This window comes from Brucella sp. NBRC 12950 (assembly GCF_030268145.1).
Classification (GTDB): Bacteria; Pseudomonadota; Alphaproteobacteria; order Rhizobiales; family Rhizobiaceae; genus Brucella.
In genome coordinates this window covers 269,698-286,138 of record NZ_BSQC01000008.1, presented here as the reverse complement: position 1 = coordinate 286,138, position 16,441 = coordinate 269,698, and the positions used below count along the sequence as shown (strand labels likewise).

Here is a 16,441-nt window from a genome sequence, read left to right as displayed (position 1 = left end):
GGATGCAGACTCAACCCTTGATGCAAAGATCAGGCTGCGTCCACTTCGACAGTCACATGAGACAATCCATGGATATGACCAAGGCGTTCCTTATAAACCGACGGCAACTTGGGGCTATGCGAGGCAATCGCAACAATCGCCGCATGATGTCCCGGACCGATCTGCCAGATGTGCAGATCGGTAATGTGATCCCCCGAGCGCTCAAGGTGGTTCGTGATTTCGTTCTTGAGGCGCCCCGCTTCTGGAACAGCATCAAGCAGAACCTGACCGGAATCACGGATCAGCCCCCACGACCAACGCGCGATCACCAGCGCCCCAACAACACCCATCAATGGATCGGCCCAGAGCCAGCCATAACTTTTGCCAACCAGAAGTGCGGCAATCGCAAGCACAGAGTTCAGTGCGTCAGCTAAAACGTGCAGATAGGCCGCCCGGAGATTGTTATCCCGCACCTTCTCATGCGTATGACCTGTTTCATCATTATGGTCATGGTCATGGTCATGGTCGTGATGATGGCTGTGCCCATGGTGGTGGCCGTGATCGTCTTTCAGCAGCCATGCACTGACGAGATTGACGACCAGTCCCACCACGGCAACTGCAATTGCCTGATTAAAGCTGATCTCAATCGGGTTTGTCAGGCGAAGGAAGCTCTCCCACCCAATCAACAAGGCAATCAAGGCCAGCACTACGGCGCTAGCGAAGCCAGCGAGATCGCCCAGCTTTCCGGTGCCGAAACTGAAACGCGGATCATGCGCGTGACGTCGTGAATAGGAATAGGCGAGCGCGGTAATCAGCATAGCGCCTGCATGGGTGGACATATGCCAGCCGTCAGCCACGAGAGCCATGGAACCATAAATAGAGCCCGCAATGATTTCGACGACCATCATGGTCGCAGTCAGAGCAATAACAAGCCAGACCTTGCGTTCGTTTCGATGATGGTCTTCGCCGAGAAAGACGTGTTCATGCGACGCCGATGAATTATGAACTGAATGGTGTGCGTGGTGATGGTTCCCAGCCATGGGACGCTCCTTGCTATTTCATATAGGCGCGGATGACTTCGATCATCTCGTCACCACCCTTTCGACGTTCACCAGCGTCGTCGATTTCGACAACATGTTCACGCAGATGATCCTCCATCACCTCCGCTGTCAGTCCGGTCAGCGCTCCGCGCGCTGATGCAAGCTGCCGCAACACTTCGGCACAGGCTGCTTCCGAAGCCAGTGCGCGCTCAACGCCTTCGAGCTGCCCCTTGATGCGGCGAACGCGGGCAATGAGCTTTTCCTTCTGGTGGATGGTGTGCGACATGAGAACCTGCTGCTGAAGATATAGTATAGGGGACTATACTACTGATTCGGTCAATGAGGAAGCCTATCTGCTGTAACACTTGTGGGAGGGGGCTTTTCAAAGCTCGCATCGCGCTTCCATTCGCACTATCTATCCGCACATACAGCGGTTCCAGTTAGAAATGAATCGTTGGAACCACTGTAACTATTTGTTTTTACGCATTATCCGACGCAAAACCGCTTCGCACTTTTGCTGGAAATGCTATAATTCGACGCAGAACGCATCGCATACAAAATGACTGGAGAGCCTATGTCCCGCTTTGAAGGAACCACCGCCGTTGTAACAGGTGCTGCCCGCGGCCTTGGCGCAGCGCTCGCCTTCTCACTGGCCGAGGCCGGATGCAATGTCGTGCTTTGCGGACGCAGTCTGAAAGCTCTCGAAGAGACTGCCGATAAGATTACAAAACATACCGGACGCAGAGTTGATACCGTGCAGGTTGATCTCGCCGATATGGCAAGCGTCACGGCTGCCATCGACGCCATTAAAGCGAGCTATCCTGCAATCGACATTCTCGTAAACAACGGCGCGATGTGGCTTGAAGACAGACAGGAAGACTATTCAGAAGCGGAAGTTGCAGGTGTCATCAATGCCGCTGTCACAGGAACGTTCCTGTTTACACAGGGGCTTCTGCCTACACTCAATAATTCAAACAGCCCGGATATCGTAACAATCGGCTCGATCAGTGGTTTGCCCAACGCGCCGTTACAGACTGTTTCGGTGCCTTTCTATGCCGCGAAGCGCGCGCAGGCCGCACTCGCGGATGGCCTGCGGCAAAAGCTTGCGGGAACACCTGTCCGTTCCATCGTCGTTCATCCACCATATCTCGAAGACGCTTCGCCACTGGATAATAGTTGGGAAGCTTCGGCCCATCGTCAGAAAGGCCAAGCGGCCACCAGTCGCGATATCGTCGAATCCGTGCTCTTTGCCCTCACCCGCCCACGTCATGTCACATTATCGATCACTGTCGATGCTGATGAAGGTGGCGTGTTTGGTTAAGACCCATCATACGGAGCGCGATGCTTTTCAGCTCCGGCGCGATCAGACAACCGGGCTTGAAGCTTTGGGTGCGCGGTTTCATAGCCATGCCTATGACATGCATTTCCACGATGAATGGCTGGTGGGCGTGACGCATTATGGTGTGCAGGATTTTTTCTGTCGCGGACAGCGACGTCAGAGTACCACTGGCAAGATTATGCTCATTGAGCCGGGCGAATTGCATGATGGGCAGGCTATTCAGGACGATGGCTTTGCCTATTCCATGCTTTATCTGCCGCAATCGCTGATTAGACAGGAAATGGGTGGCAACGATGCTGCAATCGGATTTCGCAGCACATTAACCGACGACCCTCAACTGGCGCAGGCAGTGATGCGAACCACAAGTCTGATTATTGAAGCCGCACCACGGCTGTCGGTTGAAGAAAGCCGCGACCAAATCATTGCACTTCTTTGCAGACATCTCGGACGAGCAGAGCCTAAGCCTGACATTATCGCATCTGATATTTCTGCACGGGCGATGGACTATCTCCGCGCACATTTTGAAGAAGATATCGGACTTGAGCAATTGGTCGAAGCCGTCGGCGCGACCGATTGCTTCTCCCTTTCGCGCAGTTTTCGACGCCGCTACGGAACCTCGCTGCACGCCTATCTGGTGCAATTGCGGCTCGCTGCTGCACGTCGGTTATTGCGTGAGCAGGAAACGCCTGCACAGGCCGCCATGCTGAGTGGCTTTGCCGATCAAAGCCATATGGGCCGATGGTTTCGACGCGCTTATGGGCTAACGCCAGCACAATATCGTCGTGGGCGCACAAACGTTCCAGATTTGCCGTGTTAGCTACGCTACCTGCTCCATTTTGAGCGCGCATCTTTTCCGAAAACAATTTCACACTTTTCCGGATGCGCTTTTTAAAAGGAGCATCCTATGATTTTCGATACAAAAATTGCCATTCTGGTGCAAAGCGATCTGCAAATGTGGCAGAAACTCAATGTCACGGCTTTTCTGGCCTCTGGTATAGCCGGTGCAGTTCCAAATGGCATTGGCGAGCCATATGTGGATGCGCTCGGGCGGGAACATGCCCGTCTGTTCAGCCAGCCGGTGGTCGTTTTCTCGGCATCACTCGAAATTCTTCAACGCGCATGGCAGCAATCCCTGCAACGGGATTTAACGCGTGCAGCCTATGTCCGTGCGATGTTTGCAACCGGCCACGATGTTGCCAATCGCGAAGTCTTCCGCGCCGAAAATGCCGATACACCGGATCTGGTCGGCCTCGCTCTTCATGGCCCCAAGAAAGACATCGACAAAGCGATCAAGGGCGCACAGTTGCATCCTTGATCATAAACATAAAAAGTCATGAAATTAAAAAAGCCCGGTTTTGCGACCGGGCTTTTGCTTATCTCTTCTTCTTTGCGCGACCGGCAAACGGATTTTCCGATGTCGTCAGCGACAAGCGGATCGGCACGCCCGGCATTTCGAATGTCTCACGCAAGCCATTTACCAGATAGCGTACATAGGATTGTGGCATTGCATCTGGGCGCGAGCAGTTCACAACGAAGCCCGGCGGACGGGTCTTCACTTGCGTCATATACTTGACCTTCAGGCGACGACCAGAAACAGCCGGAGGTGGCTGATGCGCAATAACGCCCGCAAGCCAGCGATTGAGGCGACCTGTCGAAATACGACGGTTCCATATTTCGTGGGTAGCGACAAGGTTTTCCATAAGCTTGTCGAGGCCCTGACCGCGCTCACCGGAAATCGGCACAGCGCGAATACCACGCACCTGCGGCAGCAGACGCGCAGTCTTTTCGTAAAGATCAGCCAGAACCATCTGGCGGTCTTCGATCAAATCCCACTTGTTAAACGCGATGATAGGCGCGCGGCCTTCGCGGATAATAAGATCGGCGATCTGCAGATCCTGCTTTTCAAACGGGATCGTCGCATCGAGAACGATGATAACCACTTCCGCAAAGCGAATAGCGCGCAGGCCATCGGCAACGGAAAGCTTTTCAAGCTTTTCCTGAACGCGCGATTTGCGGCGCAAACCAGCCGTGTCGTAAAGCTTGATCTTACGGCCACGCCATTCCCAATCAACCGAAATGGAATCGCGCGTGATGCCAGCTTCCGGACCGGTCAGAAGACGGTCTTCGCCGAGCATCGTGTTGATCATCGTGGACTTGCCCGCATTCGGACGTCCGACAATGGCAATGCGCAGAGGCTTGGTAGCGTCGTAAGCCGGAATTTCTTCTTCATCCGGGTCTTCAATATCGTCGCCGATCAGCTCGCCAACAGCCTTTGGTGTAAAGACTTCGTCAGCAGCTTCCTCTTCCTTCTCATCGGCAAAGACGCGTTCTTCACCCAGAAGTTCGACGATAGCATCGCGAAGGTCAGGCATACCCTGACCATGTTCAGCAGAAATCGGGCACGGCTCACCAAGACCAAGCTGGAAAGCATCATAAAGACCCGACTGCGCGCCGCGAGCTTCCGACTTGTTGGCAACCAGAACGACCGGACGGCCTGAACGACGTACAACTTCAGCGAAAGTCGCATCGGTTGGTGTAATGCCAGCTTTAGCATCGATCACAAACAGGATCGCGTCGGCTTCCTGAATGGCCGCTTCGGTCTGCGCGCGCATACGCGCTTCCAGACTATCGTTTGCAGCTTCTTCAAGGCCAGCCGTATCGATTACCTGAAACTTCAGATCGTAAAGCTTTGCATCATGGATGCGCCGGTCGCGCGTAACGCCCGGCAAGTCATCGACCAGCGCCAGCTTGCGGCCGACGAGGCGATTAAACAGTGTGGACTTGCCGACATTGGGACGCCCGACGATGGCGAGAGTGAAACCCATAGGTTCGTATTACTCCGAAGATAAACGCGGATTAGCCCTGTTGAGCTTCTGGCACAGTAACGCCAGCGCCGCGCATGAGATCAAGCATTGTATTGGCGCGCTGGCGGATATTTGCCGGCGCCAGATTGTCATTGGCAATCTGCTGATAGAGCTTGGCAGCATCGTCGAAACGCTCTGCCTTCCAAGCAGCAAGGCCCAGCGCTTCACGCGCGCCGGAACGCATTGGATTGCCATCTGCCGAAAGCGTTTCAACGCGCTTTGCGACATCATCATAAGAACCAGAATCAACGAGCAGATAGGCTGCGCGCAAGCGAGCGACATCGCGCATCGGTGACGGCACTGCATTATCTGCAGCGACCGCGTCAAATGCGGCAACCGCTGCAGCCGCGTCACCCTTTGCAGCCTGAACAGAGGCCGCACGCATACGTGCCAGAACCGGATAAGAACCGTAACCGGTCTTTTCCAGATCATCGAGCGCTGCAATGGCTTCATCGTTCTTGCCGGAAGCGGCGAGATCAAGTGCTGCCAGGAACTTGTCACCGGAAGCAGAAGCTTTGCTGTCGGTCCAGTGCTGATAACCAACCCAGGCAGCGGTTCCGATAACAACCGCAACCGCACCGCCGATCAGCAGTGGGCCGAAGTTTTTCCAAACCTGTTTTGCCCGTTCCGAACGGAGTTCCTCGTTTACCTCGCGAATGAAACTGTCGTCTGCCATGGACCTGCCGTTTTTATTGGAGTGCAGCACTTGTGGAGCCGCGCTCGAAAATTCGTTGATCTTAATTTGTATGTTCTGGCGCTTTTAGTCGGAATTCGCGCCATATGTAAGACCTGTCATAGAAACAATATGCATTTCTGTCTGAGCTTCGCCATATTTTGTGACTAACAGGCAACTTTTCCAGTCAGATTGCGTTCATTCCCCCATGCGCCTCATCACTCCCGCCGTGCTTATTGCTTCCGCACTTGCTGCAAGCCCCACAATCGCCGAAACAACGAAGCCGCAATATGTGCTGATTTCGTTTGATGGCGCGCATGATAACAAGCTCTGGACACGCTCGCGGGAACTGGCGAAAAACAACAACGCGCATTTCACCTATTTTCTCTCCTGCGTCTTCCTGATGACCAAGAAAGACCGGCGCGACTATCAGCCCCCACATAAACGTGCTGGTGCATCCAATGTCGGCTTTGCACTCAGTCACGATGAGGTTGTGGCTCGTCTTGGCAATATCTGGCAGGCGCATCTTGAGGGCAACGAAATCGCAAGTCACGGCTGCGGACACTTTGACGGCACCGACTGGTCAACCGCTGACTGGGACAAGGAAATCAAGGAATTCCGTCGCATTACTGCCGATGCTTACAAGAATAACGGCATTGAAGGCGAACCCGAGGGCTGGCAGGAGCTAGCCCACAATGGCATAAACGGCTTCCGCGCACCCTATCTTGCCGCATCCAAGCCCGTTCAGGATGCATTGAAAGCCAATGGTTTTCGCTATCAGGCATCGTCCATCACCCGCGGACCAGAGTTGCCTCAAATAACCGGCCAGTTCGCGTCTTTTGGCTTGCCGCTGATCCCGGAGGGACCATCGCAGCGGCTTATTGTTGGCATGGATTACAATCTCTACGTCCGCCATTCCAAGGGCAAGGAAGCACCCGCCCAATCAGCCGAATTTGAAGACCGCGCCTATAAGGCTTTCCGCACGGCATTCGACAAGCAATATGATGGTGAACGCATTCCTCTACAGCTCGGCTTTCATTTCGTACTGATGAATGATGGCGCCTACTGGCGGGCCATGGAACGTCTCGTTTCTGAAGTCTGCAACAAGCCGGATGTAAAATGCACGACCTATAATGACTATCTCAACAGCATCGATATGCCTAACAACCACGCTGTTCAAAACAGATCATAGAACGACTTTTTGCTGTCGGCCTCATGCCGACAGCCCCAGATTTTCCTGATCCAGAACAGGTAGCGGACCGCCATCGATAGCAGCTTCAAAGCTGCGCAGACGCTTATAGATCGACAGAAGCTCAATAATCGTCGTCCACGAATTGACGAGATACTGGAAAGAGCCGCGTACCTGATCGAACACATTGGAAATCTGGCTCATCAAACCGAGCGTCAGCTTACCTGCAACAATTGACGGTATTAACAGCAGAAGCGGAAAAATATTGTCCGCCTGCAGATAGAAAATACGCGCCACGTTGAAATAGACATAGTGGAAATAAAGCCGGAAATAGTTGTGGCGAACGTTTGTGAAAAGCTCGCGCATTGTAACAGGCTCAGCGCGATCGGCATGATCTTCGCCATAAACCAGTTCCTTACGATAGGCTGCTTCCACCCGCTGATTATTGAACTCCAGCCCGGGTAACTTGATACCAACAAGCGCGAGAAAGCCGGTTCCAAAGATTGCCCAAACGATTGCGGCCCAGACCAGCGCATGAGGAATTACGCCAACTATTGGAAGTTCGCTAACCTTTTCGGAGAAAGTGAACAGCACCGGTAAGAAGGCAATCAGCGTCATGATCGACTTTACAAGGCTGACGCCCAGCTGTTCCAGCGTGGAAGAAAAGCGCATCGTATCTTCCTGCACACGCTGCGCAGCACCTTCGATGTGGCGCAGCTTCTGCCAGTGCAGCATGTAATAATCATTCATAGCCGTTCGCCAGCGGAAGATATAATGGCTGACAAAGAACAAGCTGACCACGCCGACTGTTATGGCAAGAAAAGCGATCCCGGCAAAATCCACTGCACCCCAATAGAAATCGGCAGCGGAAACGGCGCCCGGTGTGCTCAGCCCTTTCTGCACCATATCGTAGAAAGGTCCATACCAGGCATTGATCGCGACACTGACCTGAACGCCGAAATAGGTCGTAAACAGGATCAATGCTGAACCAAGGACAGACCAGCGCTGCCAGCGATGCGGTGAGAATGCGCTCCAGAAAGCATAGAACGCAAACACAGCGACTGCGAAATAAATGTAGAACCACAAAAATGGTGCGGACCAGAAGACACTCGCGCCGATGATTGGCGCCGCATCTGCTGCTGCGGGCGGCAGGCCTATGAATCGTCCAAGATTGCTTCCCCCATCATACCAGCCAATCACAGCCAGAAGTGTCCAGAGAAGTGCTGACGAAAAAAACAGTTTGGGGCGCGGAAAAAACGATACGAACATCGGGGGAAATCCAAAAATGCAATTCTGCATTTATGAAATGCCTCTCCCCCATTCTTTACCAGTTAAATTTTTGTAAGGTTTCCGGTTACTTGGCAGCTTTGCCCGCAGCAAGACCTATGACAGCCGTGACAATCAATGCAAAAGCGGCGATCAGACTTGGCAGGGTAAACGAGCCGGAATGTTGCGCCATGAAGCCGGCAACCAGTGGCCCTGCAATCTGGCCTAGACTGAAGCAGACTGTCATGCGCCCCAGCGCGCGCTTTGGCGAATGCGGTGCAAGAACGCGCGCAGCCTGAAGACCGAAGGCGGTCAGCGCCATAAACGTCAAACCCAGCAATGCACCACCAATCAGCGGGCCAAAAGGTGCGGGCAACACCACACTTGCTGCAACGCCAATCGCTTCCAATATGGCAGTGAGTGCAAAGGCGGAGAACAACCCGAACTTTCTGATGGCAGGCGACCAAAGCCAGATTGACGGCGCCGCACATAATCCGGTTATGACCCAGACCGCCGCTTCCATCAGCGGCCCGCCGTCATTGGATCGTACGATGGCAATGATAAATGTCGCCGTGATCACATAGCCAAAGCCGAAAATGCCATAGGCCAGTGCAATTGCGTTGAAAGCGAAGCTGTTTGGCAAAGCCGGTTCACGCTTCCCATTCGTGCCGCCAACCGGCCCTTCCTTAACGAGATAGGCCACAAAAACGGCCATGATCACGCTCAAAACAGCAGCGCCAATCCAGTCTGCTTTCCAGCCGAGACCGGACAGTCGAATGACCGCCACCAGGACCGCCGACAGTGCAATGCCTGCTCCAACGCCGCCGAAGTGCAATGCACCGAGCCCTGCCCGCTCTGCAGCCGTGATATGGCTCAGCACGATTGCAGTTGCGAGGATCATGGTGACAGCACTGATAAAACCTGCCGCAAAGCGAATGATTGAAAACAGCCATACACCATCGACCACCGCCATGAGCGCGCAAAGCACGGCACTGATAATCAGCCCCACAAGCACGCTCAAGCGTTCAATCCCCGCGGACCAGCCATAGCCCCCAACAACTGCCCCAAGCAGATAGCCAACATAGTTGGCCGATGCGATGAACCCCGCATCAGCGGCATTAAAGCCCACAGCTGACATCATGCCGGGAAGAATTGGCGTATAAATGAAGCGGCCAATACCCATCGCCGTGATCATGGCGAGGAAACCGCCAAAGGCATAACGGAGTGCAATCTGGTGCGGATAGGTCTGGGGGAGTGTCTTATTCATGGCGGGGAAAATACGCTTCGCGCGAACGCATACAATTGAATTTTTCTGATGGGATCAATCACTCGAATTCAGTTCAACTTTCCGGCATTTGAACCCGCTTCAATCTGGTTGGATTATGGCTAAATGCGGAAGTCATACCGTTGGCACATCTGCATTTGGCTTTGGCCGCCGTACAGGCACACTGTCAGGCTGGGCCGAATGCAGAAAATGTAACAGCGTTTCATTCACCGATTGCAGGCGGAAAGCCGTATCACGCCAGCTGAAATCAATATCCTGCGGCACCGGAGGCAAGCGTTCCGGCGTCTCGCCTTCATCCAGATTGCAATTATGGATAACCGATTGCAATGACTGTGCAATCCATTCCGGCGGCGAGGCTTCCTTTTTGCGCAGCGCATTGCCGAGTGCTTCACCAAACAACAGTGCCGATGCATAAAGCCGGATGCCGCGACGATCATAGCGGCCCGCCATTTCACTAACTTCGCGCGCGACGAGCCTTCCACGCAACGACCAGCGCGCATTGGATCGCGCGAGCGCTATGCCATCACCCAGCGCATTGACCGCGCGTTGTGCTTGCGTGAACTGGTTGATGGCACTTTGTGCGTGGACAACATCCTGTTTTTCAAGCGCAATCGCGGACTGTTTCAGGCCTTTCAAGATATTGTCGACCAGACCCCGCACAGCCCTGTCGATGAGCCTCACCGGATCGGGCGTCGCCAGTATCTGACTGAAAAGGAGCCCGACACCCGCGCCCACGAGAACATCGATGAGGCGCGTCATACCGGCAACCTGCGGCCCCATAGCCAGAACCAGAATTGCGGAAACGCCCGACTGAATGGCGATTGCCGGGGCCAGACCAAAGGTTGTTGCAAGCACCATGGCAATGCAGGTGACAACGCTCATATGCAGGACCGGGATCGTTTCCGGAAGTAGCAGGGAAAGCTCGCCAACCACAACGCCGGTTGTCACGCCGGTAATGACGCCAATCGCCTGTTTTCCGTGATTGGGGAGATTGGGCGCAAGGCAGATAACGGCCGTAACCATTGCAAATACGGGGCGCGGCTGGCCGAGCATCCACTGACAGATAAGCCAAGCCACCGCGCCACCAATCGAGGCAATCAGCGCATCGCGCCAACTGACCGACCATTGCTGAAGAACCTTGTCTATCCGCTTATGCATGGATTGAGTGCCCTGCTAACTGTCAGTTTGAACCAGTCAATCTATGGCAGCGACAGCAATGCTCAAGCTTGGAAAAACGTCTCGTATTGATCGGGTTTGAAGCCGACAGTCAACTTTCCATCTTTTTCGAGAACAGGGCGCTTGACCATGGAAGGCTGCGCCAGCATCAGAGCCCGGGCCTTTTCAGCATCAACATTCTGACGCTCTTCTTCGGGCAGTTTGCGGAAGGTTGTGCCCGCACGATTGAGCAGCTTTTCCCACTCTATGTCCTTGAGAAAGCGGTCGATTGTTGCAGCGTCCAAGCCTTCCTTCTTGTAATCGTGAAAGGCGTAATCAATGCCATGATCGTCAAGCCAGCTGCGTGCCTTCTTCATGGTGTCACAGGCTTTGATACCGTAGATGGTCACGCTCATTTCCGACTCCTTTGATCTTATGCCGCGATCAAAAGCCATCAACTGAAACGTTGCAACCCCTTATCGTGCATCATGAAATATAATGCCCAGCGTATGACGCTTGCCGGAGCGCAAACGACTGACGCCGTGCCGCATTTTCGCCTTATAATCGCCACGCGTACCACAAATTGGCCTGTCGTTTACCGCAAAAATCACAGCATCTCCCCGCCTTAAAGGCACAACTTCGGCCCTACTTTGCATACGCGGACGCTGTTGTGTGAGCACAAATTCACCGCCCATAAAATCCTCACCCGGCTGCGACAACAGCACGGCAACCTGAAGCGGAAAAGCCAGATCGCCGTAAAGATCCTGATGCAGGCAATTATAATCGCCCTCGACATATTGCAGGATCAGTGGCGTTGGGCGCGTTTGCCCGGCAGCGTGACACATTGCGAGATACTCATCATGGTTCGATGGATATTCCATCGCGCTTCTCAGACGTTCGCTCCAGCGATTGGCTATCGGACTTAATCGTCCATACAATTCCTTGCGGGATGCCCCGATGATTTGAGGCAGCGGGTTGGCGAAATACTTGTACTCACCACGCCCAAAACCATGTCTTGCCATGGAAATCGTCGAGCGAAAGGCGTCAGACGCGTCATAAAGACCGACGATCTCACTGCATTGATCTTTGGAAAAGAGCTGGTCCAATGTTGCGGTGCCGAATTGATCCAGCTCATCTGCAATTTTCTGCCAGTCGTAAGAGGCCAGTTTCTCTTTCATGACTGGCGCTCTCTTTCGATCAGATCCCGCTTGCGCTCAACGCCCCAGCGATAACCGGACAAGCCGCCATCATTGCGCACAACGCGATGACAGGGAACTGCAACAGCAATCTTGTTGGCACCACATGCCTGCGCCACAGCTCTGGTGGATTTTGGCAAACCGATCCTCTCGGCGAGTTCGCTATAGCTTACAGTTTTGCCAACCGGGATTTCGCGCAAGGCTTGCCAGACACGCTGCTGGAAAGCTGTGCCTCTTAAATCAAGCGGCAGATCGAATCCGATGCCGGGGTTTTCAACAAAGCCGATCACCTGAGCAATGTGATCCTCGAAGTCGCGATCAGCACCGACGAGCTGCGCTTTCGGAAACCGCTTTTCCAGATCGATAATCAGCTCCTGCGGATCATCGCCCATCAGAATGGCGCAGACCCCCTTGCCGCTTTCCGCTACCAGAACGGCGCCAAGTGTGGATTGTCCGATGGCAAAGCGGATGGTTTCGTTTTCACCGCCAGATTTAAAAGCCTTTGGCTTCATGCCGAGTATCTTATCTGAAGCTTCATAGAAGCGGCTGGAAGAATTGTAACCCGCTTCATAGATCGCGTCCGTCACGCGGCTATCACTGGATTTAAGGGCGGCGCGCATTTTCTCTGCACGATGCGCATCGGCATAGGCTTTAGGCGTGAGACCTGTGAAGCTTTTGAAAATGCGATGGAAATGCGCCGGACTTGCCCCTGCAGCTCGCGCAATGTCTTCCAGTGCGGGAACTTCATCGGCATTCTCGATGAAGCGGCAAGCGGCGGAAACCATATCGGCATAGCGCGCACTGTTTTGCGCATCAAGCGTTACATCGACATGCGGCTTGCACCGCATACAAGGGCGAAAGCCAGCCCGCTCTGCATCTTCGGCAACCATAAAGAACTGAACATTTTCGCGTTTACCACGCCGCGATGGACATGATGGACGGCAATAAACGCCCGTCGTGCGTACAGCGTAAACGAATTCGCCATCTGATGCCTTGTCGCGCGCCAGCACTTTTAGCCAGCGGCTTTCATCAGTGTCATTGTTGCTTGTCAGCGTGCGTGTCATCAGGTTCATGTCCGTTATCCTTCTTACTATGAAGGAAAGCTAACGCTTAACAAGACTGACAACACTCCGCTGCTTGCTTTCAAATTTTGCGACCGCTTTAAGCCTTCCGCGCTTCCTTGATCGCGTCGATCAGACTCCGCTCGTTCATCACGCCTCCGTAAAGCCGGGTGCCGATAACGAAGGACGGCGTACCGCCAAAATTGAACGCTTCGCCCTGCTCCATGTTGCGCGCAAGAATGCCGTCGATCCGCGCAGCATCCGCCTTGTAATCGGCCTCAAGCTTCTTCGGATCAAGGCCACCCTTCTTCAAGGCTGCATCGGTCTGATCTTTGGTCAGACGACCGGGCGTCAGCATCATTGCTTCCATAGCCTTGACGTAATTTCCCGACTTTTCTGCCGCCAGCACCAGACGCGCCGGATAGGCCGAATTGTCACCGAAAATGATCCAGTCTTTGAGCACCAGACGCACATTGCCGTCTTTCTCAACAACGCGCATCAGCTCAGCATGGCCCTTTTTGCAGTAAGGGCACTGATAGTCGAAATATTCAACAATGGTGACGTTGCCGTTAGGATTACCAAGGACCGGGATTTCCTTGTCATAAAGGACATCGGCCACTGTCGGCACACGCTGGGCGAAGCTCTCGCCGCCAGAAATGGCAATCGTTGCGGCACCGGCTACAGTTGTAGCGAGCATCTGGCGGCGGTTCATCATCAGCTTTCTCCTTGTGCAGATTGAGTCTTGCTCAGGACCACAACGCGGCTTCCAATGGATACGCGTTTATGAAGATCGAGAATGTCCTGATTGAAAAGACGGATACAGCCCGACGAAGCAGCCTTGCCGATTGACCAGGGTTCGTTGGTGCCATGGATGCGATAAAGCGTGTCTTTGCCATCGCGATAAAGATAGAGCGCACGCGCGCCGAGCGGATTGCGAATGCCGCCTTCCAGACCATTGGCGTATTTCGCATAATGATCAGGATTGCGCTTGATCATATTCTGCGTTGGTGTCCAGCGTGGCCATTGCGCCTTGTAAGCAACCTGCGCCTCGCCGCTGAAGGTCAGGCCAGCACGGCCCACGCCAACGGAATAGCGCATGGCCTTGCCACCGGGCTGCACGAGATAAAGATAGCGCGTATAGGGGTCGACAATGATTGTGCCGACCGGGTGGCTGGTCTGATAATTGACCTGCTTGCGAAGATTGCGTTCGGCAATTTTACTGAGATCGAGTGCTGCAATGTGATTGCCGCCGTCGGTGACAGCACCGTACATCACTTCATATTCGCTCTTTGCCGTCTGAACTTCCGGCTCCGGTAGAGGCTCAACGACAGGTGCAACAGCCACTGGCTCAGGTGCGACGACCGCTGGTTCGGGCATGTTAACAACGACAGGCCTGTCGGATGTCGTAGTACAGGCCGCAACTGCCAAAGGCATAAGGCCAATCAATATCAGCCGCGCCAGAGACGGCGCTGCCTTTGCAATTTGATTATATGTCGTCAATTTCCCCAACCCCAATGTCCCCGAGCCATGATTAATCCTAAAAGCCTTGCTTCTGGCCGGCGTTAATGAGTCCGACCGAACGTTCAATTGTTGCCGACGAAACGTCGCCAACCAAGCGTGTACCTTCAGGTTCCTTGCTGGCATTGTTGAAGAAAACCATGGTCGGCGGGCCTGCAACTTTGAGCTTTGCCATGAGATCGGCATTGCCCGCATTCAGGTCAGAGACATCGGCCTTGATAAGCTGATATCCGCCCAGCGCTTTCTTCACGCCTGCATCCGGCAGGACGCGCCGCTCCACAGTGGAACAGCTGACGCACCAATCTGCCGTGAAATAGACCAGCGTCGGCTGATCGCCGCGCGCCGCATCCAGCTTTTCCTGAAGGGCAGAAACCGTTTCGACCGGCGCGAATCGCAGCTCGGCCAAATTATGGTTAACATCACGGTTAACCAATGCCGCCAGCGGTTGCAATGGATCGCGACCACCGGAAGCCACGCCGAGCATCAGAATAACGCCATAAACGAAGGCGGCAGTACCAATCGTGCGCGCAACAACGCTGCGATCCGGGATTTTGAGGAAAGCGAAGCTCGCCACGCCAAACAGCAGCAAAGCCCATAAAACCATATCCACGCCCGATGGCAGCAAGGGTGCAGCCATGAAAATCGCGGTCGCGAGAAAACCAAAGCCGAATACCTGCTTGACCGCCTCCATCCACGCGCCTGCACGCGGCAAGGTGCCAGCACCCAGCGTCGCAAAAGCAATCAACGGCAGACCTTTACCGATGCCAAGCGCGAAGAGCGCGCTGGCTCCGAGTACTACGTTGGCCGTCTGTGCGATATAGAGCAGCGCACCAGCCAGAGGTGCAGTCACGCAGGGGCCGACAATCAGCACCGAGGAAAAGCCGAGGATTGCGGCAGAGCGCTTGGAACCGGTGCGTTGGCCGGTTTTAGCCGAGATTGCACTGACCCAAGAAGATGGGAGCTGTAGCTGGAAGAGGCCGAACATCGACAAGGCAAGCAATGTGAAGATGCCAGCCAGTGCAAGCGCCATCCATTTGGATTGCAGCACCATTTGCAAATTCTGGCCCGACCAGCCAGCAATTGCACCGACGACAGCAAACCCGAGCGCAAGGCTGAACACATAAGTACTGGAAAGCACGAAGCCGCGTTTCGCCGTCAGTTTTTCGCCTTCCCGCGCCAGCGTTCCTGCGACAATCGGATAGATTGGAAACACGCAAGGCGTGAAGGCCAGCAGCACACCGAAAGCAAGGAAAGCTGCAATCACCAGTGCCGAACCGCCCTGATCGAGAAGATTTTCGATCATGCCTTTTTCGGGGGCGAGCGCGAAAGCTTTGCTCTCAGCCGCGGGAGTTGATGCGGCGGTGAACACGGAGCCGTTCGTAAAGGCTTTGCCCATCTGAGAGCTAACGGCGAGCGTTACCGGATCAATTGTGCGGGTTTCAGGGCGATAGCAGATACCGTCTTCCTGACACCCCTGATAGGTCAGCTGAATGGGTTCGCTACCCGCCGGAACACTGGCACTTGCTCGCGTGTAATAGACTTCGAGCCGTCCGAAATTCGGATCATCCTTGGCGATACCCGGTTGCGTATCAACGGTGAGCGCTGCGTCTTTCGCATCTTTTGCTTCGATATGATCGCGATAGAGATAATAGCCGTCGGAAATCTGCCAGTTAAGCAGGAGCCGGTTGTCGCCATCCTTCGCAACACTTAAACGAAAAGCATCATCGACCGGCAGCGGGTTTGCAGCCAGCGCAGGTGAGAAGACGACCACAATAAAGGCGGCGAGTATAGCGAAAAAGCGCATTTGGATAATTCTGATTCTCGAAATGAATTAGGTTGTAAAAAGCAAATGCTGTCGTCACCTTAAGGCAGCCTT

At 54.2% G+C, this 16,441-nt stretch carries 17 protein-coding genes; 4 read left to right on the top strand and 13 right to left on the bottom strand.

What is annotated here, in order from left to right:
- Positions 1-29: 29 nt before the first annotated feature.
- Positions 30-1,019 (bottom strand): CDF family Co(II)/Ni(II) efflux transporter DmeF, encoded by a 990-nt coding sequence (gene dmeF, locus QSJ70_RS15565; protein WP_285537665.1) that lies wholly within the window; start codon positions 1,017-1,019, stop codon positions 30-32.
- 13 nt (positions 1,020-1,032) lie between these two features.
- A complete protein-coding gene (locus tag QSJ70_RS15560; protein WP_007873656.1) occupies positions 1,033-1,305 on the bottom strand; it encodes a metal/formaldehyde-sensitive transcriptional repressor in 273 nt (90 codons plus the stop codon).
- A 288-nt stretch (positions 1,306-1,593) separates the two neighbouring features.
- On the opposite strand from QSJ70_RS15560, the gene QSJ70_RS15555 reads away from it, so the two are divergent.
- From QSJ70_RS15555 to QSJ70_RS15545, 3 genes are all read left to right on the top strand, one after another.
- Complete coding sequence (locus QSJ70_RS15555; protein ID WP_285537663.1) at positions 1,594-2,340, top strand: SDR family oxidoreductase; 747 nt, start codon at positions 1,594-1,596, stop codon at positions 2,338-2,340.
- Complete coding sequence (locus tag QSJ70_RS15550) at positions 2,333-3,175, top strand: AraC family transcriptional regulator (RefSeq protein WP_285537661.1); 843 nt, start codon at positions 2,333-2,335, stop codon at positions 3,173-3,175. The genes QSJ70_RS15555 and QSJ70_RS15550 overlap by 8 nt, the downstream gene beginning before the upstream one ends.
- Positions 3,176-3,262: 87 nt before the next feature.
- Positions 3,263-3,673 (top strand): DUF2000 domain-containing protein, encoded by a 411-nt coding sequence (locus QSJ70_RS15545; RefSeq protein ID WP_352231007.1) that lies wholly within the window; start codon positions 3,263-3,265, stop codon positions 3,671-3,673.
- A gap of 58 nt (positions 3,674-3,731) precedes the next feature.
- Here the strand turns inward: QSJ70_RS15545 and der are convergent, their stop codons facing one another.
- Together der and QSJ70_RS15535 are read right to left on the bottom strand one after the other, a co-directional pair.
- The gene (gene der, locus QSJ70_RS15540) at positions 3,732-5,183 is read right to left on the bottom strand and encodes a ribosome biogenesis GTPase Der (RefSeq protein ID WP_064320216.1); all 1,452 of its coding nucleotides are present in this window, start codon (positions 5,181-5,183) and stop codon (positions 3,732-3,734) included.
- A gap of 31 nt (positions 5,184-5,214) precedes the next feature.
- Positions 5,215-5,898: a tetratricopeptide repeat protein gene (locus tag QSJ70_RS15535; RefSeq protein WP_094543528.1), complete on the bottom strand. Its 684-nt coding sequence runs from the start codon at positions 5,896-5,898 to the stop codon at positions 5,215-5,217.
- 205 nt (positions 5,899-6,103) lie between these two features.
- Between QSJ70_RS15535 and QSJ70_RS15530 the strand changes: the two genes are divergently transcribed.
- Positions 6,104-7,087: a polysaccharide deacetylase family protein gene (locus QSJ70_RS15530; protein ID WP_285537657.1), complete on the top strand. Its 984-nt coding sequence runs from the start codon at positions 6,104-6,106 to the stop codon at positions 7,085-7,087.
- Between the two features lie 21 nt (positions 7,088-7,108).
- Here the strand turns inward: QSJ70_RS15530 and sbmA are convergent, their stop codons facing one another.
- The 9 genes from sbmA to dsbD all read right to left on the bottom strand — a co-directional run bounded on the left by sbmA (position 7,109) and on the right by dsbD (position 16,369).
- Positions 7,109-8,353, bottom strand: a complete 1,245-nt coding sequence (gene sbmA, locus QSJ70_RS15525; protein WP_039859523.1) for a peptide antibiotic transporter SbmA — start codon at positions 8,351-8,353, stop codon at positions 7,109-7,111.
- A gap of 85 nt (positions 8,354-8,438) precedes the next feature.
- Positions 8,439-9,617 (bottom strand): YbfB/YjiJ family MFS transporter, encoded by a 1,179-nt coding sequence (locus tag QSJ70_RS15520; RefSeq protein ID WP_105518195.1) that lies wholly within the window; start codon positions 9,615-9,617, stop codon positions 8,439-8,441.
- A 132-nt stretch (positions 9,618-9,749) separates the two neighbouring features.
- Positions 9,750-10,793, bottom strand: coding sequence for an FUSC family protein (locus QSJ70_RS15515; protein ID WP_285537653.1), 1,044 nt, complete (start codon positions 10,791-10,793; stop codon positions 9,750-9,752).
- Between the two features lie 62 nt (positions 10,794-10,855).
- A complete protein-coding gene (locus tag QSJ70_RS15510; protein ID WP_151561713.1) occupies positions 10,856-11,206 on the bottom strand; it encodes an ArsC family reductase in 351 nt (116 codons plus the stop codon).
- A 60-nt stretch (positions 11,207-11,266) separates the two neighbouring features.
- Positions 11,267-11,968, bottom strand: coding sequence for a 2OG-Fe(II) oxygenase (locus QSJ70_RS15505; RefSeq protein ID WP_285537649.1), 702 nt, complete (start codon positions 11,966-11,968; stop codon positions 11,267-11,269).
- Positions 11,965-13,059: a bifunctional DNA-binding transcriptional regulator/O6-methylguanine-DNA methyltransferase Ada gene (gene ada / locus QSJ70_RS15500; protein ID WP_285537647.1), complete on the bottom strand. Its 1,095-nt coding sequence runs from the start codon at positions 13,057-13,059 to the stop codon at positions 11,965-11,967. Before ada ends, QSJ70_RS15505 begins: the two co-directional genes overlap by 4 nt.
- Before the next feature lie 88 nt (positions 13,060-13,147).
- Complete coding sequence (locus tag QSJ70_RS15495) at positions 13,148-13,762, bottom strand: DsbA family protein (RefSeq protein ID WP_007873619.1); 615 nt, start codon at positions 13,760-13,762, stop codon at positions 13,148-13,150.
- A complete protein-coding gene (locus tag QSJ70_RS15490; protein WP_285537644.1) occupies positions 13,762-14,547 on the bottom strand; it encodes a L,D-transpeptidase in 786 nt (261 codons plus the stop codon). The genes QSJ70_RS15495 and QSJ70_RS15490 overlap by 1 nt, the downstream gene beginning before the upstream one ends.
- A 37-nt stretch (positions 14,548-14,584) precedes the next feature.
- On the bottom strand, positions 14,585-16,369 hold the full coding sequence (gene dsbD / locus QSJ70_RS15485; RefSeq protein ID WP_285537642.1) for a protein-disulfide reductase DsbD: 1,785 nt from the start codon (positions 16,367-16,369) through the stop codon (positions 14,585-14,587).
- Positions 16,370-16,441 lie beyond the last annotated feature (72 nt).

Excerpts from the sequence above, each read along its gene's own strand:
- dmeF (WP_285537665.1), bottom strand. The coding sequence starts at position 1,019 with ATGGCTGGGAACCATCACCACGCACACCATTCAGTTCATAATTCATCG.
- QSJ70_RS15560 (WP_007873656.1), bottom strand. The coding sequence starts at position 1,305 with ATGTCGCACACCATCCACCAGAAGGAAAAGCTCATTGCCCGCGTTCGC.
- QSJ70_RS15555 (WP_285537663.1), top strand. The coding sequence starts at position 1,594 with ATGTCCCGCTTTGAAGGAACCACCGCCGTTGTAACAGGTGCTGCCCGC.
- QSJ70_RS15545 (WP_352231007.1), top strand. The coding sequence starts at position 3,263 with ATGATTTTCGATACAAAAATTGCCATTCTGGTGCAAAGCGATCTGCAA.
- der (WP_064320216.1), bottom strand. The coding sequence starts at position 5,183 with ATGGGTTTCACTCTCGCCATCGTCGGGCGTCCCAATGTCGGCAAGTCC.
- QSJ70_RS15535 (WP_094543528.1), bottom strand. The coding sequence starts at position 5,898 with ATGGCAGACGACAGTTTCATTCGCGAGGTAAACGAGGAACTCCGTTCG.
- QSJ70_RS15530 (WP_285537657.1), top strand. The coding sequence starts at position 6,104 with ATGCGCCTCATCACTCCCGCCGTGCTTATTGCTTCCGCACTTGCTGCA.
- sbmA (WP_039859523.1), bottom strand. The coding sequence starts at position 8,353 with ATGTTCGTATCGTTTTTTCCGCGCCCCAAACTGTTTTTTTCGTCAGCA.
- QSJ70_RS15520 (WP_105518195.1), bottom strand. The coding sequence starts at position 9,617 with ATGAATAAGACACTCCCCCAGACCTATCCGCACCAGATTGCACTCCGT.
- QSJ70_RS15515 (WP_285537653.1), bottom strand. The coding sequence starts at position 10,793 with ATGCATAAGCGGATAGACAAGGTTCTTCAGCAATGGTCGGTCAGTTGG.
- QSJ70_RS15510 (WP_151561713.1), bottom strand. The coding sequence starts at position 11,206 with ATGAGCGTGACCATCTACGGTATCAAAGCCTGTGACACCATGAAGAAG.
- QSJ70_RS15505 (WP_285537649.1), bottom strand. The coding sequence starts at position 11,968 with ATGAAAGAGAAACTGGCCTCTTACGACTGGCAGAAAATTGCAGATGAG.
- ada (WP_285537647.1), bottom strand. The coding sequence starts at position 13,059 with ATGAACCTGATGACACGCACGCTGACAAGCAACAATGACACTGATGAA.
- QSJ70_RS15495 (WP_007873619.1), bottom strand. The coding sequence starts at position 13,762 with ATGATGAACCGCCGCCAGATGCTCGCTACAACTGTAGCCGGTGCCGCA.
- dsbD (WP_285537642.1), bottom strand. The coding sequence starts at position 16,369 with ATGCGCTTTTTCGCTATACTCGCCGCCTTTATTGTGGTCGTCTTCTCA.